The sequence below is a fragment of the Kitasatospora sp. NPDC043949 genome, from assembly GCF_056435365.1.
Genome location: NZ_JBWKEQ010000001.1, coordinates 357,853 through 372,648 on the forward strand (window position 1 = coordinate 357,853; position 14,796 = coordinate 372,648).

Annotated in this window: 11 protein-coding genes; 6 read left to right on the top strand and 5 right to left on the bottom strand. The window is 72.6% G+C overall.

What is annotated here, in order from left to right; all coding sequences use genetic code 11:
* Positions 1-5: 5 nt before the first annotated feature.
* Positions 6-1,739 carry an ABC transporter ATP-binding protein gene (locus AC07AL_RS01780; protein WP_363588266.1) on the top strand — a complete coding sequence of 578 codons (1,734 nt, stop codon included), beginning with the start codon at positions 6-8 and terminating at the stop codon, positions 1,737-1,739.
* 194 nt (positions 1,740-1,933) lie between these two features.
* Positions 1,934-3,832: an ABC transporter ATP-binding protein gene (locus tag AC07AL_RS01785; protein WP_363588280.1), complete on the top strand. Its 1,899-nt coding sequence runs from the start codon at positions 1,934-1,936 to the stop codon at positions 3,830-3,832.
* Positions 3,833-3,994: 162 nt separating this feature from the next.
* On the opposite strand, the gene lepA is transcribed toward AC07AL_RS01785, so the two are convergent.
* Positions 3,995-5,863, bottom strand: a complete 1,869-nt coding sequence (gene lepA / locus AC07AL_RS01790) for a translation elongation factor 4 (RefSeq protein ID WP_400985155.1) — start codon at positions 5,861-5,863, stop codon at positions 3,995-3,997.
* A 188-nt stretch (positions 5,864-6,051) separates the two neighbouring features.
* Between lepA and AC07AL_RS01795 the strand changes: the two genes are divergently transcribed.
* Together AC07AL_RS01795 and rpsT are read left to right on the top strand one after the other, a co-directional pair.
* A complete protein-coding gene (locus AC07AL_RS01795) occupies positions 6,052-6,357 on the top strand; it encodes an antibiotic biosynthesis monooxygenase family protein (RefSeq protein ID WP_363588270.1) in 306 nt (101 codons plus the stop codon).
* 175 nt (positions 6,358-6,532) lie between these two features.
* Positions 6,533-6,802, top strand: coding sequence for a 30S ribosomal protein S20 (rpsT, locus tag AC07AL_RS01800; protein WP_270147017.1), 270 nt, complete (start codon positions 6,533-6,535; stop codon positions 6,800-6,802).
* Positions 6,803-7,199: 397 nt separating this feature from the next.
* Here the strand turns inward: rpsT and holA are convergent, their stop codons facing one another.
* The gene (gene holA, locus AC07AL_RS01805; RefSeq protein ID WP_400805379.1) at positions 7,200-8,198 is read right to left on the bottom strand and encodes a DNA polymerase III subunit delta; all 999 of its coding nucleotides are present in this window, start codon (positions 8,196-8,198) and stop codon (positions 7,200-7,202) included.
* 158 nt (positions 8,199-8,356) lie between these two features.
* Here holA and AC07AL_RS01810 point away from each other — a divergent pair, with 158 nt between their 5' ends.
* Together AC07AL_RS01810 and AC07AL_RS01815 are read left to right on the top strand one after the other, a co-directional pair.
* Entirely contained in the window at positions 8,357-8,650 is a 294-nt protein-coding gene (locus AC07AL_RS01810) for a hypothetical protein (protein ID WP_363588274.1), read from the top strand.
* Between the two features lie 305 nt (positions 8,651-8,955).
* On the top strand, positions 8,956-9,693 hold the full coding sequence (locus AC07AL_RS01815) for a chitinase (protein WP_363588276.1): 738 nt from the start codon (positions 8,956-8,958) through the stop codon (positions 9,691-9,693).
* A 201-nt stretch (positions 9,694-9,894) separates the two neighbouring features.
* Here AC07AL_RS01815 and AC07AL_RS01820 read toward each other — a convergent pair whose 3' ends face one another.
* From AC07AL_RS01820 to AC07AL_RS01830, 3 genes are all read right to left on the bottom strand, one after another.
* On the bottom strand, positions 9,895-12,519 hold the full coding sequence (locus tag AC07AL_RS01820) for a ComEC/Rec2 family competence protein (RefSeq protein WP_478316480.1): 2,625 nt from the start codon (positions 12,517-12,519) through the stop codon (positions 9,895-9,897).
* A 121-nt stretch (positions 12,520-12,640) separates the two neighbouring features.
* On the bottom strand, positions 12,641-13,333 hold the full coding sequence (locus tag AC07AL_RS01825; protein WP_478316482.1) for a ComEA family DNA-binding protein: 693 nt from the start codon (positions 13,331-13,333) through the stop codon (positions 12,641-12,643).
* Positions 13,334-13,845: 512 nt separating this feature from the next.
* The gene (locus AC07AL_RS01830; protein ID WP_400805371.1) at positions 13,846-14,691 is read right to left on the bottom strand and encodes a DegV family protein; all 846 of its coding nucleotides are present in this window, start codon (positions 14,689-14,691) and stop codon (positions 13,846-13,848) included.
* Positions 14,692-14,796 lie beyond the last annotated feature (105 nt).

Genomic DNA, 14,796 nt, shown 5'->3' on the forward strand with positions numbered 1-14,796 from the left:
TGCCAGTGCTGATCAGACTTCTCAGGGCGTACCTGCGCCCGTACTCCCGACCGATCGCGCTGCTCGTGGGGCTCCAACTGGTGTCCACCCTGGCGGCGCTCTACCTGCCGACGCTCAACGCCGACATCATCGACGACGGCGTGGTCAAGGGCGACACCGGCTACATCCTGCAGGTGGGCGGGGTGATGATCGGCATCACCCTGGTCCAGGCGCTCTGCTCGATCGGCGCCGTCTACTACGGCTCCAAGACCGCCATGGCCTTCGGCCGGGACGTCCGCGCCGCCGTCTTCGACCAGGTGCAGAGCTTCTCCGCCCGCGAGGTCGGCCAGTTCGGCGCCCCCTCGTTGATCACCCGCACCACCAACGACGTCCAACAGGTCCAGATGCTGGCCCTGATGAGCTTCACGCTCATGGTGGCCGCCCCCATCATGTGCGTCGGCGGCATCATCATGGCCCTCAACCAGGACGTGCCGCTGTCCGGCCTGCTGCTCGCGGTCATCCCGCTGCTCGGCGCCGTCGTCGTCCTCCTCGTCCGCTCGCTGCGCCCCAAGTTCCGCAGCATGCAGACCCGGATCGACACGGTGAACCGGGTCCTGCGCGAGCAGATCACCGGCATCCGGGTCATCCGCGCCTTCGTCAAGGACGACCACGAGCAGGCCCGCTTCGCCAAGGCCAACGGGGACCTCACCGACACCGCCCTCCAGGTCGGCCGGCTGATGTCGTTCATGTTCCCGGCCGTGATGCTGGTCGTGAACGTCTCCAGCGTCGCCGTGCTCTGGTTCGGCGCCCACCGGATCGACAACGGCGGCATGCAGATCGGCGCGCTCACCGCCTTCCTCTCCTACCTGATGCAGATCCTCATGAGCGTCATGATGGCCACCTTCATGTTCATGATGGTGCCGCGCGCCGAGGTCTGCGCCGAGCGCATCGAGGAGGTCCTCGGCACCTCCTCCAGCGTCGTCCCGCCCGCCGCGCCGATCACCGAGGTGCTGCGCCGCGGCAACCTGGAACTGCGCGACGTCGACTTCCGCTACCCCGGCGCCGAGGCCTCGGTGCTGCGCGGCATCGCCATCACCGCCCGCCCCGGCGAGACCACCGCCGTCATCGGCTCCACCGGCAGCGGCAAGTCCACCCTGCTCGGGCTCGTGCCCCGGCTGTTCGACGCCACCTCCGGCCAGGTCCTGCTCGACGGCGTCGACGTGCGCGAACTCGCCCCCGAGGCGATCGCCGAGAGCGTCGGCCTCGTCCCGCAGAAGCCCTACCTGTTCTCCGGCACCGTCGCCAGCAACCTCCGCTACGGCCGGCCCGACGCCACCGACGAGGAACTCTGGCACGCCCTGGAGATCGCCCAGGCCAAGGACTTCGTCGCGGAACTGGCCGAAGGCCTGGACGCCCCGATCGCCCAGGGCGGCGGCAACGTCTCCGGCGGCCAGCGCCAGCGCCTGGCCATCGCCCGGGCCCTGGTCCGCCAGCCCGACGTCTACCTGTTCGACGACTCCTTCTCGGCGCTCGACTACGCCACCGACGCCAGGCTGCGCAAGGCCCTCGCCCGCGAGACCTCCGACGCCACCGTGCTGATCGTCGCCCAGCGCGTCTCCACCATCCGCGACGCCGACCGGATCATCGTCCTCGACGAAGGCGCGGTCGTCGGCACCGGCACCCACCACGAACTGATGGCCGACAACCCGACATACCGGGAGATCGTGCTCTCCCAGCTCACCGAGCAGGAGGCGGCGTGACCACCCCCGGCAAGCCCGACGCGGACACCAGGACCGCGGACACCGAGACCACGGACACCAGAACCGTGGACCCCGAGGCCGCTGACCCCGCAAAGCCCGACCCGGACACCAAGGCCGCGGACCCCGCCGACGAACTGCCCAGCGACTCGCAGGCCGCCGCCGCCCGCCGCGGCCCCGCCGGACCTGGCCGCTTCATGGGCGGCCAGGGCACCGAGAAGTCCATGGACTTCAAGGGCTCCGGCAAGCGACTGCTCGCCCTGCTGCGCCCCGAACGCAACCTGATCTCCGGCGTGCTGGCCCTCGGCGTGCTCAGCATCGGCTGCGCCGTCACCGGCCCCAAGGTCCTCGGCAACGCCACCGACCTGATCTTCGCCGGCGTCGTCGGCGCCCGCTTCGAACCCGGCACCTCCAAGGCGCAGATCGTCGAGGGGCTGCGCGCCCACGGCGAGGGCGGCGTCGCCGGCCTGCTCTCCTCGGTGGACTTCACCCCCGGCCAGGGCATGGACTTCGGCGCCATCGGCACCGTGCTGCTCTGGGTGCTGGTCATCTACCTCGCCTCCGCCCTGTTCGGCATCGTCCAGGGCCGGCTGGCCACCGCGGCGATCCAGCGGGCCGGCTACCGGCTGCGCCAGGACGTCGAGGCCAAACTCGCCCGGCTGCCGCTCAGTTACTTCGACAAGCAGCCGCGCGGCGAGGTGCTCAGCCGGGTCACCAACGACATCGACAACATCAGCCAGTCCATGCAGCAGACCATGGGACAGGTCGTCAACTCGCTGCTCACCGTGATCGGCGTGCTGGCGATGATGTTCTGGATCTCCCCGCTGCTGGCGACGATCGCCCTGATCTCGGTGCCGCTGTCGGTGGCCGTCGCCGCCAAGGTCGGCAAGCGGGCGCAGCCCCAGTTCGTCCAGCAGTGGAAGTCCACCGGCCAACTCAACGCGCACATCGAGGAGATGTACACCGGCCACACCCTGGTCAAGGTGTTCGGCCGCCAGCGCGAGTCCGCCGAGACCTTCCGCGAGCACAACGAGGCGCTGTACACCTCCAGCTTCCGGGCGCAGTTCATCTCCGGGATCATCCAGCCCGCGATGATGCTGATCGGCAACCTGCAGTACGTGCTGGTCGCGGTCGTCGGCGGCCTGCGGGTGGCCAGCGGCGCGCTGTCCATCGGCGACGTGCAGGCGTTCATCCAGTACTCGCGGCAGTTCAGCCAGCCGCTCACCCAGGTCGCCAGCATGGCCAACCTGGTGCAGTCCGGGGTCGCCTCCGCCGAGCGCGTCTTCGAGCTGCTGGACGCCCCCGAGCAGACCCCCGAACCGGCCGTGTCCGAGCGGCCCGACACCATCCACGGCCGGGTCGCCTTCCAGGACGTGTCCTTCCGCTACGACCCCGAGAAGCCGCTCATCGAGGACCTCTCGCTCAAGGTCGAACCCGGCCAGACCGTCGCCATCGTCGGCCCCACCGGCGCCGGCAAGACCACCCTGGTCAACCTCCTGATGCGGTTCTACGAGGTCAGCTCCGGGCGGATCACCCTCGACGGGGTCGACGTCTCCGCGATGTCCCGCGAGGAACTGCGCTCCGGCATCGGCATGGTGCTCCAGGACACCTGGCTGTTCGGCGGCACCATCGCCGACAACATCGCCTACGGCGCCCAGGGAGCCACCCGCGAGCAGGTCGTCGAGGCCGCCAAGGCCGCCCACGTCGACCGCTTCGTGCGCACCCTGCCGGACGGCTACGACACCGTCATCGACGACGACGGCGCCGGGGTCAGCGCGGGCGAGAAGCAGCTGATCACCATCGCCCGGGCGTTCCTCGCCCAGCCGTCGATCCTCGTCCTGGACGAGGCGACCAGCTCCGTCGACACCCGCACCGAGGTGCTGATCCAGCGGGCCATGGCCCGGCTGCGCACCGGCCGCACCAGCTTCGTGATCGCGCACCGGCTCTCCACCATCCGGGACGCCGACGTGATCCTGGTGATGGAGAACGGCTCGATCGTCGAACAGGGCTCGCACGACGAGCTGATCGCCGCGCACGGCGCCTACGCGCGGCTGTACCAGGCGCAGTTCGCGGAGGCCGTGGCCGAGGTGGACTGACCGTCGCACACCGCCGGTGCCGAGCCGGGGCGGGCCCGAACCGCCCCGGCTCCTCGTCCGTGGTGCGCTGCGGTGGCCCGCTCCGGCGGAGAGAACGAGGGTGGGGAGAACGAGGAGGGGCCCGGGCGGTTGTCCGCCCGGGCCCCTCTCACGCGCCTGTGGTTACTTCTTTTCCTTCGGCGCCTCGGCGTCGGTGGACAGCGCGGCGATGAAGGCCTCCTGCGGGACCTCCACGCGGCCGACCATCTTCATCCGCTTCTTGCCTTCCTTCTGCTTCTCCAGCAGCTTGCGCTTGCGCGAGATGTCACCGCCGTAGCACTTGGCGAGGACGTCCTTGCGGATCGCGCGGACCGTCTCACGGGCGATCACCCGGGAGCCGATGGCCGCCTGGATCGGCACCTCGAACTGCTGGCGCGGGATCAGCTTCTGCAGCTTGCCCGCCATCATCACGCCGTAGCCGTAGGCCTTGTCCTTGTGCACGATCGCGGAGAAGGCGTCCACCGCGTCGCCGTGCAGCAGGATGTCGACCTTCACCAGCTGGGCGGACTGCTCGCCGATGGGCTCGTAGTCGAGCGAGGCGTAGCCGCGGGTCTTGGACTTCAGCTGGTCGAAGAAGTCGAAGACGATCTCGGCGAGCGGCAGGGTGTAGCGCAGCTCGACCCGGTCCTCGGACAGGTAGTCCATGCCCTGGAGGTTGCCGCGGCGGGACTGGCAGAGCTCCATGATCGCGCCGACGAACTCGTTGGGCGCCAGGATGGTGCCGCGCACGACCGGCTCGTACACCTCGGCGATCTTGCCGGTCGGGAACTCGCTCGGGTTGGTGACGATGTGCTCGGTACCGTCCTCCATGATCACCCGGTAGACCACGTTCGGGGCGGTGGAGATCAGGTCGAGGTTGAACTCGCGCTCCAGGCGCTCCCGGATGATCTCCAGGTGCAGCAGGCCGAGGAAGCCGCAGCGGTAGCCGAAGCCGAGCGCGACCGAGGTCTCCGGCTCGTACACCAGCGCGGCGTCGTTCAGCCGCAGCTTGTCCAGGGCGTCGCGCAGCAGCGGGTAGTCCGAGCCGTCCAGCGGGTACAGGCCGGAGAACACCATCGGGCGCGGGTCCTTGTAGCCGCCCAGCGCCTCGGTCGCACCCTTGTGCATCGAGGTGATGGTGTCACCGACCTTGGACTGCCGGACGTCCTTCACGCCGGTGATGATGTAACCCACCTCGCCGACGCCCAGGCCGTCGGAGACCTTCGGCTCGGGCGAGATGACGCCGATCTCCAGCAGCTCGTGGGTGGCGCCGGTGGACATCATCGCGATCCGCTCGCGCTTGGTGAGCTGTCCGTCCACGACACGCACGTAGGTGACCACGCCGCGGTAGGAGTCGTACACCGAGTCGAAGATCATCGCGCGGGCCGGGGCGTCCTTGACGCCGACCGGGGCCGGGACGGTGTTGACGATGTGGTCCAGCAGGTCCTCGACGCCGAGGCCGGTCTTGGCGCTGACCTGCAGCACGTCCGAGGGGTCGCAGCCGATGATGTGCGCGATCTCCGCCGCGTACTTCTCCGGCTGGGCGGCCGGCAGGTCGATCTTGTTCAGCACCGGGACGATCGTGAGGTCGTTCTCCAGCGCCAGGTACAGGTTGGCGAGGGTCTGCGCCTCGATGCCCTGGGCCGCGTCGACCACCAGGATGGTGCCCTCGCAGGCCGCGAGGGAGCGGGACACCTCGTACGTGAAGTCCACGTGGCCGGGGGTGTCGATCATGTTGAGGATGTGCGTCGTCCCGGCATTCGGACCGGTCCTCGGCGCCCACGGGAGGCGGACCGCCTGCGACTTGATGGTGATGCCGCGCTCGCGCTCGATGTCCATGCGGTCGAGGTACTGGGCGCGCATCTGCCGCGGGTCGACGACGCCCGTGATCTGCAGCATCCGGTCTGCGAGCGTCGACTTGCCGTGGTCGATGTGGGCGATGATGCAGAAGTTGCGGATCAGCGCCGGGTCGGTACGGCTGGGCTCTGGCACATTGCTGGGGGTCGCGGGCACCTTGGTCCGATTCTCCGTTGGTCCGGGGCCGGGGGTGTCCTGGTCATCGCTGACCGGTTTTCCCGGGGACCGGACAGTCTCGTCCGATCGAAATAGTTCCTCCCATCCTCCCACGACCACGGCGCGGGCCGCCGTTCGGTCCGCCCGGACCTTCTCCGGGCCCGCGCCAGACGGCAGGATGGCACCCCGTGATCCTCGAAAGCGCCCTGCTCGACGTCCTGCCCGGCCAGGAGGACGAGTTCCTCGCCGCCTTCGCCGAGGCCCGGCCCCTGATCGCCGTCCAGCAGGGCTTCCGCTCCCTGCAACTGCGCCGCTGCCTCGACGAAGGACGCGGCTCGCGATTCCTCCTCCAGGTGGAATGGGAGACGCTCGCGGACCACACCGAGGGCTTCCGCGGCTCAGCCGAGTACCGGCGGTGGCGGGAGCTGCTGCACCGCTTCTACCGGCCGTTCCCGGAGGTCGAGCACTACGGGGAGCCGGTGCTCAGTGCGTAGACGGCCCACTACCGCGCAGGCGACCCGGCCACGGGGCCGGGCGCCCGGTTTGGGGCGGGTGGCGGGCCCCTGGTAGCGTGGGCTGCTGCACCTGGCCCCGGCATGCCCTCTCAGCTGCCCGGCGGCCGCGCGGTGCAGCCCGTTCAATCCTTTTAGACAAGACTGAGGCTCCTTCGTGGCGAACATCAAGTCCCAGATCAAGCGCAACAAGACCAACGAGAAGGCGCGCCTGCGCAACAAGGCCGTCAAGTCCTCGCTGAAGACCGCCCTGCGCAAGGCCCGCGAGGCCGCTGCCGCCGGCGAGACCGAGAAGGCCACCGTGCTGGCCCGCGCCGCCTCCAAGGCGCTGGACAAGGCCGTGAGCAAGGGCGTCATCCACGCCAACCAGGCCGCCAACAAGAAGTCGGCCATCACCAAGCGCGTCAACGCGGCCGCCCAGGCCTGACGCCCCGGGGGCCTCGGCCCCCACCGCCTCGGGACGGACCCGGCCCTCTACCCGGACCCCTGAGGCGCGAGAGACTCGCACCGCACGCGGCCTGCGTTCGCCACGCGGGTGCGGTGTACGAAGCAGTACGACAGGCGCCGTAGTCGGCCTCTCCCCAGAGGCCCGCTACGGCGCCTGTCGCGTTCCGCGGCCCGGTCGCTGTCGTCTGGCCGGTCACGCGCGTCCGGGGCTCCGGACGGCGCTGCGGGCCGATGCCTGGGAAGCCGTCCGCTCGATGGGCGCGTAGGCGGGTCGGCGGGTGAGCAGGTGGTGGCAGGCGGGTCGGCGGGTGGCCGGGCAGGCGCGGGCCGGGTCCGGCCCCGGTCCGGTGGACGGGTCCGGTCCGGTGGCCGCGCCGTCAGTACGCCGGGCGGGACCCGGCCCGGGCCGCCCGGGCGACGGCCACCACCGCGCGCTCCAGCGCGAAGGCCGGATCGTCCGAGCCGCCCTTGACGGCGGCGTCGGCCTGGGCGATCGCGGTCAGCGCGGTGGCCACCCCGTCGCCGGTCCAGCCGCGCATCTGCTGGCGCACCCGATCGACCTTCCACGGCGGCATGCCCAACTCGCGGGCCAGGTCCGCCGGACGCATGTTCCGCCCGGTGGTCGCCAGCCGCCCGATGCTGCGCACGCCGGAGGCCAGCGCGTAGGTGATACCGGTCGGCGGCTGGCCCACCGCCAGGGCCCAGCGCAGCCGCTCCAACGCCTCCGCGGCCCGGCCGGTGACCGCCAGATCGGCCACCTCGAAACCCGTCGCCTCGGCCCGGCCGCTGTAGTAGCGGGCCACCACCGTCTCGTCGATCGCACCCTCGACGTCCGAGGTCAACTGGCTGCACGCGGCCGCCAGCTCGCGCAGGTCGCTGCCGAGCGAGTCCAGCAGGGACTGGCAGGCCTCCGGCGTCGCCGAGCGGCCCAGCGTACGGAACTCACCCCGGACGAAGGCCAGCCGCTCGCTCGCCTTGGTCAGCTTCGCGCACGCCACCTCGCGACCGCCCGCCTTGCGCCCGGCGTCCAGCAGGCCCTTGCCCTTCGCCCCGCCCGCGTGCGCCAACACCATGATCACTTCTTCGGCCGGCGTCTCGATGTACGCCTTGACCTCCTTCACCGAGTCGGCGGAGAGGTCCTGCGCGGCCCGCACCACGATCACCTTGCGCTCGGCGAACAGCGACGGCGTGGTCAGCTCGGCCAGGCTGCCCGGCTGCAGGCCGCCGGGCGGCAGATCCCGCACGTCGGTGTCCGGGTCCGCCGCCTTCGCCGCCGCCACCACCTGGGCGACCGCGCGGTCCAGCAGCAGCTCCTCCTGGCCGACCGCGAGGGTCAGCGGGGCGAGCAGGTCGTCGGGTGCACTCTTCCTGGCCATCGCCTACCAGCATCCCACGGGGCGCGGACACTCCCGCCCGGGGCGACCCCGGCCCCTGGCCCCGCCCGGTCCCGCCTCTCCGGCCCGACCTACCCGACCCGACCCGCCTGACCCGACCTGCCCAACCGTGCCGATCACCCGACCTGGAGAATGGTCCGGTGACCGAGAACCACACCACCGACCTGCCGGACGTCAACGACCCGCACGCCCGGCAACTGCTCGTCCTGCCCGACCGCGACGCCGCCGAGGACGCCGCCGAGGAGCTCAGCGCCGCCCACCCCGACCTCGGCGAGCTCGACCTCGTCCGGGACGCCCTGGCCGGCGAGGACGACGCCGAGGACGCCCAGTGGCTGGTCGTCGTCGAGCCCCCGGAGGACGGCTGGACCCCGGCCCTGCTGCACGCCCTGGACGCCATCGCCGTCGAGCACGAGGGCTGGCGCGAGGAAGGCTGACACCGACGGCCGGACCCCGGCCCGGCCCGGAACCTTCGAGGGGAACGGACCCGGACGCGGCGCTGCGCCCGTTCCGGGCCGAGGAGCACGAGGCCACCTCCACCCCGCGCCGCCGGGTCCGACCACCTCGGCGTCAACCCTCGACGAGCCACACCCCCGTCGAGTGATTCACCGTCAATTCCGTGCCTCCTCACACCAAGTGCGTGTCATTCTGCGCACGTTGCTTCGGCCACGAATCCTTGAGCGTCCGAGCCGGCTGCCCGCAGGGGCTCAGCGGCTCGGTCCACGCCACCGAAGGAGTGCAGATGTCCGTATCCCGCGCCCTGTCCCGGACCCGGTCCCGCGTTCTGGCCGTGCTGAGCGCCGCCGCAGTCGCGAGCGGGCTGGCGGTCGCCGTTCCGGCGACGCCCGCCTCCGCCGACGGGTTCGTGGTCAGCGAGGCCCAGTTCAACCAGATGTTCCCGAACCGGAACTCCTTCTACACGTACGACGGCCTGGTCAATGCGCTGAGCGCCTACCCCGGGTTCGCCACCACCGGGGACGACGCGACGCGCAGGCGGGAGGCGGCCGCCTTCCTCGCCAACGTCAGCCACGAGACCGGCGGCCTGCGGTACGTCGTCGAGCAGAACACCGCCAACTACAGCCACTACTGCGACGCCTCGCAGCCCTACGGCTGTCCGGCCGGCCAGAGCGCCTACTACGGGCGCGGCCCGCTCCAGATCAGCTGGAACTTCAACTACAAGGCGGCGGGCGACGCCCTGAACATCGACCTGCTGGACAACCCCTACCAGGTGGAGCAGGACCCCGCCGTCTCCTGGAAGACCGGCCTCTGGTTCTGGGACACCCAGAACGGCGCCGGGACGATGACCCCGCACGACGCCATCGTCAACGGCAGGGGCTTCGGCGAGACCATCCGCAGCATCAACGGCGCCCTGGAATGCAACGGCCAGAACCCGGACGAGCGCAACGACCGCATCAACCTCTTCCAGAACTTCGTCGGCATCCTCGGCACCGACGTCGGCGGCGGCAACATCTCCTGCTGACCCGGCCGGCCCTGCCAACAGCTCACGCTCGACGGTCGAGCGCGACGCACCACCGTAGGTGCCCGTACTTCGGCGCGCTCCGGGCAGGGCCCGGAGCGCGCCGCGATCGTTCTCCGGGCCCCGCCCCGCCCCCCTCCCTCCTCCCCACCCCCACCCCTTTCCCTTCCCCCACCTGATGGCTGGGAGGAGAGGAGGGCGGGGTCAGCCGGGCGGGGCTCGCGGGGTGTGCGAGCCCTGCCCGGTACGGGAGTCGGGCGCTCCGTCCGCAGCGCGCGAGCGGGGCTTGCGCGCCTCGTGCGCCGTCTGCGGGTGCACGGACACCCCGAGGACGGCCGGCGAGCCGCCCGTCACCGCGATGTCGCCCACCCGATCGGTGCGCAGCACGCTCGCGCCCAGCGCGCGCAGCCGGTCCACCGTCCGCACGGACGGATGCCCGTACGCGTTTCCCTCGCCGCACGAGATCAATGCCAGCCGGGGACGCAACGCACCGGTCAAGGCCCAGTCCTGATGCGCGGATCCGTGGTGCGCCACCTTCAGGACGTCCACCCGCCCCAACCGGCCCAGCAGCGCCGACTGGGCGGGCGGTTCGAGGTCCCCGAGCAACGCCATCCGCAGTCCGCCCGCCACCGACACCACCAGCGCGACGCTCGCATTGTTCGCCCCCGGTGCCTCGGCAGCCGCCCCGGCGTCGGGCCAGACCACCTCCCAGGACAGCCCCGGCCCCACCGAGCGCCGTTCACCGCGCCCCGCGCGCAGCAGCGGGACTCCGGCACCAGCCGCCCAGCCCGCCACCCGGGCCGCCTCACCCGGTGGATCGTCCAGGGTCGTGCCCTCGATCGCTCCGACCCGGCGGCCCCGGAACACCCCCGGCACACCCTCGACGTGATCGGCGTGGAAGTGCGTCACCACCAACAACGGCACTTCCGTGACACCCAGATCCCGCAGGCACCTGTCGGCGGCGTTCGGATCCGGCCCCGCATCGACCACCACCGCACTGTCCTGTGCACCGGCCGCGAGCACCAGCATGTCCCCTTGGCCCACGTCGCACATCACCATCCGCCACCCCGGCGGCGGCCAGCCGGTCGCGATCCGGGTGAGCTGCGGTGGCCGCAGCAGCACGGCCAGCAGGACCACGAGCAGGACCCCCGCCACCAGCGCCCGCACCCACCGCCGCCGGGCGCGGACGGGCTTGCCGGACGGCGCCCGCCGTGGCAGCAGGAGCGGCATCACCCAGCAGACCGCCAGGGTGGCCAGCGCGACCGTCGCCGTCCCGAACCACCCGCCCGGCCAGGAAAGTTGGCTGCCCGGAAGTTCGGCACCGCGCCGCGCCACCAGGGCGAGCCAGCCGACCGGCACGCCGGCCGGCTCCGCGAGCAGCCGGGCCAGGTCCGGGAGGAGCGGCTGCAGCACGAGCACCCCGAAGCCGAGCAGGGTCGCCGGGGCCACCGCCAGTTCGGCCAGCAGGTTGCACGGGATCGAGACCAGGCTGACGTGCCCGGACAGCACCACCGTCACCGGCGCGCACAGGGCCTGGGCGGCGGCCGTCGCCGCCAGGGCACCCGCCAGGTGGTGCGGCCAGCGCCGGGACCGCAGCGCCTCGGCCCAGTGCGGCCCGAGGACGAGCAGCCCGGCCGTGGCGAGCACCGAGAGCAGGAATCCGAAGGAACGCGCCAGGAACGGGTCGAGCAGGACGAGCACCAGGACCGCCCCGGCGAGCGCGGGCACCGCCTGCCGGGGCCGGCCGGTGGCCAGCGCGAGCATGCCGATCAGCCCCGTCCCGGCCGCGCGCAGCACGCTGGGCTCCGGCCGGCAGACAGCGACGAAGGCCAGCGTCAGCGCCGTCCCGAGCAACGCGCTGGTGCGCAGCGAGAGCCCCAGCAACGCGGCCAGCCCGCGCCGTTCCGGGGTGCCGGCCTGCCCCGGGGCGCCCAGCAGCGCGCCGAGGACGATCGCCAGGTTGGCCCCGCTCACCGCCACCAGGTGCACCAGGTCGGTGGCCCGGAAGGCGTCCTCAAGGTCATCGGGCAGTCGCGAGGTGTCCCCCACGACCAGGCCCGGGAGCAGTCCGCGCGCGTCCGGCGGGAGCCCGTCGCTGGCCGTGCGCAGACCGGCACGCAGCCGCCCGGCGATCCGCTGCGGCAGGCTCGGCGGCGCGAGGTGCCGGGGCGGGCCGTGGACGACCAGCAGCGCCGCGCGCGAGGTGTCGTAGCCGTCTCCCGCGGGCCGCACCTCGGCCTCCACCGCCAGCCGCTCCGACGGGAGCAGCCCCTGCCAGGGCCCGGATTCCGCGCCCCGGACCATGACGGTCACCGGGGTCCGCGTCCGGGTGCTCCGCCCGTCCGGCAGGAGCGTGACCCGGTCGGCCACCGCGTCGACGGTGAGGAGGGTCTGCCCGCCGGTGGTCCCGCCCCGGGCCGTGTGGGCCTTCGGGTCCCCGGCGACGGTCAGCTCCGCCTCCACCACCCGAGCGGGCTCGCCCGGGGACCGCGGCGGGGCGTGCTCGGCCGCTCGGACGAGCTCCGGCAGCGGCCCCCGGTACAGATCGGCGGTGTGCAGCGGGGTCGCCACCGCCGCGGCGGCTCCGGTGAGCAGGACGGCGGCCAAGGTCACCGCCGCTGCGCGTCGGCGCAGGAGCGCGGGCCTGACGAGCAGCAGGACGGCCGCCGGCGCGGCGGCACCCGCCAGGCCGAAGGCGAGGACGTCGTACCCCGGCTCCAGGCCGAGGAGCGCGGCCGTCACCACCCAGGCCGAGACGGCGGGAAGCAGCAGCCGGAAGTCGGCACCGGTGGAGCGGTTCGGCAGGTTCGGTTCGGTGGTGGCGGGCACGGCGGTACCTCCCTTCGGCGGGTGGCGGCGACGGACGAAGGACGACGGACGGACGACGACAGACGGACGACGACAGACGGACGGACGGGAGAACAGGCGGGCAAGGGGACGGACGGGGAGGTCAGAGGGTCAGCAGCGGACGGAGTTCCGCGAACGTGCGCGCCCCGATGCCGCTGACCTGCCGGAGCTGGTCGAGCGTGCGGAACGAGCCGTGCGATGTGCGGTAGGCGAGGATGCGCTGGGCGAGGGTCGGGCCGACGCCGGGGAGGGCGTCGAGCTGTTCGAGGCCTGCGCGGTTGAGGCTGACGGGCGGTCTGGGCGTGCTGGCCGCCGGCGGTCCGTTGCCGGCTCCGGCGCCCGGGGCGGAGGCCTGAGCCGGCTCGCCGACCAGGATCTGTTCACCGTCCGTCAGCACCCGGGCCAGGTTGAGGCTTCGGGTGTCCGTCTCCGGCAGCGGACCACCCGCCGCCCGCAGGGCGTCGGCCACCCGCGAGCCGCCGGGCAGGGTGTGCAGGCCTGCGAGGTGCACCCGCCCGCCGATGTCGACCACGACGACCGCCCCGCCCCCGGCGCCGACGGGATCGGCCGCCGAGACCGAGGCCGGGCCCGGGCCCGAGGCCGGAGCCGGCACGGACGCGGATGTCGCCCCCGGTGAATCCGGTGAATCCGGTGAGACCGGTGAGACCGGGGCGGAGGCCAACGCCGGCACGGCCACCGCCTGCGGTCTGGCCAGCCAGAAGTGCTGCACGGCGTAGCCGACCGCGAACAGCAGCAGGACGGCCAACCCGGCCACCGCCCGCCGGTCGAGTGCCATCGCCGAGCCGAATCGAAGACCCGACCCGGCCCCCGGCTCCGGCGGATCCACGTCACCGCCCGCCCTGACCGAATCCAACGGCACAGGTGGCACAGGCGGCGCAGGCCCCGCCGGCGGAGGCCGTTCCCCCGCCCCGGACGGAACCGCGCCCGAAGGCTGCCCGGTCGACGCGAGCGCGCCCACCGCGGCACCGAAGCCCACCGGCCCGCCAGCCCCGACCCCTGCCCCTGCCCCGACCCCTGCCCTTGCCCCACCGCCCACGGCGCTGCTGCCGCCGGTCGGCAGCAGCGCCGCCATCCGCAGCCGGACGGTCTCGTTGATCTCGTGGCGCTTCGCCGCGCCCAGGCCCATGGTCGTCATGCCGAGGACGGTAGGAGTCCTCGGCAGAGCGCGCAGAAATTACCGAACCCCTGTGGATAACTCAGGGGTTGTGGACAAAACAGATCACTCACACGAGTGATCGGTGCCGCGAAAAGTTGACCAGAGCCCGCGACGCGGCGCGACCGGCCCGCTCAGCGCGGCGCGACGACCACCGCGAGCAGCCCCGGCCCGACGTGCGCGCCGATCACCGCCCCCACCTCGCCCACGTACAGCTCCCGCAGCCCCGGCACCCGGGCCCGCAGCCGCTCCGCGAGCGGCTCCGCCCGTTCCTCGGCCGCCAGGTGGTGCACGGTGATGTCGACCTCCCCGCCCCCCGACCGCTCGACCGCGATCTCCTCCAAGCGCGCGATCGCCCGCGACGCGGTGCGCACCTTCTCCAGCGGTTCGATCCGCCCCCCGTCCAGGTGCAGCAGCGGCTTGACCGCCAGCGCCGACCCGAGCAGCGCCCGCGCCGCCCCGATCCGGCCGCCCCTGCGCAGGTGCTCCAGGGTGTCGACGTAGAAGAACCCGCTGGTCACGGCCGCCCGCCGGGTGGCGGCCTCGGCCGCCTCCGCCAGGTCCCGCCCGTCCGCGATCGCCTCGGCCGCCGCCAGCACCGCGTATCCGAGGGCCATGCCGACCAGCCGGCTGTCCACCACCCGCACGGGTACCGGCACCTCGGAGGCCGCCAGCCGGGCGGCCTCCACCGTGCCGGACAGCTCGCCGGAGATGTGCACCGAGACGATGCCCTTCGCCCCGGCCTCGGCGGCGGCCCGATAGGCGGCGGCGAAGGCCTCGGGGTTCGGTCGGGAGGTCGTCACCCGCTGCTTGTCGCGCAGCGCCTCGGCGACGTCCTTGGGGGAGATCTCAACGCCTTCGCACAGGACCGCGTCACCGACCGCGACGCTCAGCGGGACCACCGTGATCCCGTACCGGTCGAGGGTCTCCTGCGGCAGGTAGGCCGTGGAGTCGGTGACAAGTGCGAGGTCAGAGGGCATGAGGCGGAGATTACTCCCCGTTCGTCCGGGAGGACAGCGCCCGGGTGCGAACCCCGAAGGGCCCCGAGGGCGCCGCCGGAACAAGCACGCGGCACCCGCCGAAAC

Coding starts and splice junctions, on each gene's coding strand:
- AC07AL_RS01785 (WP_363588280.1), top strand. CDS start 1,934: ATGGGCGGCCAGGGCACCGAGAAGTCCATGGACTTCAAGGGCTCCGGC.
- holA (WP_400805379.1), bottom strand. CDS start 8,198: ATGGCCAGGAAGAGTGCACCCGACGACCTGCTCGCCCCGCTGACCCTC.
- AC07AL_RS01815 (WP_363588276.1), top strand. CDS start 8,956: ATGTCCGTATCCCGCGCCCTGTCCCGGACCCGGTCCCGCGTTCTGGCC.
- AC07AL_RS01825 (WP_478316482.1), bottom strand. CDS start 13,333: ATGGCACTCGACCGGCGGGCGGTGGCCGGGTTGGCCGTCCTGCTGCTG.
- AC07AL_RS01830 (WP_400805371.1), bottom strand. CDS start 14,691: ATGCCCTCTGACCTCGCACTTGTCACCGACTCCACGGCCTACCTGCCG.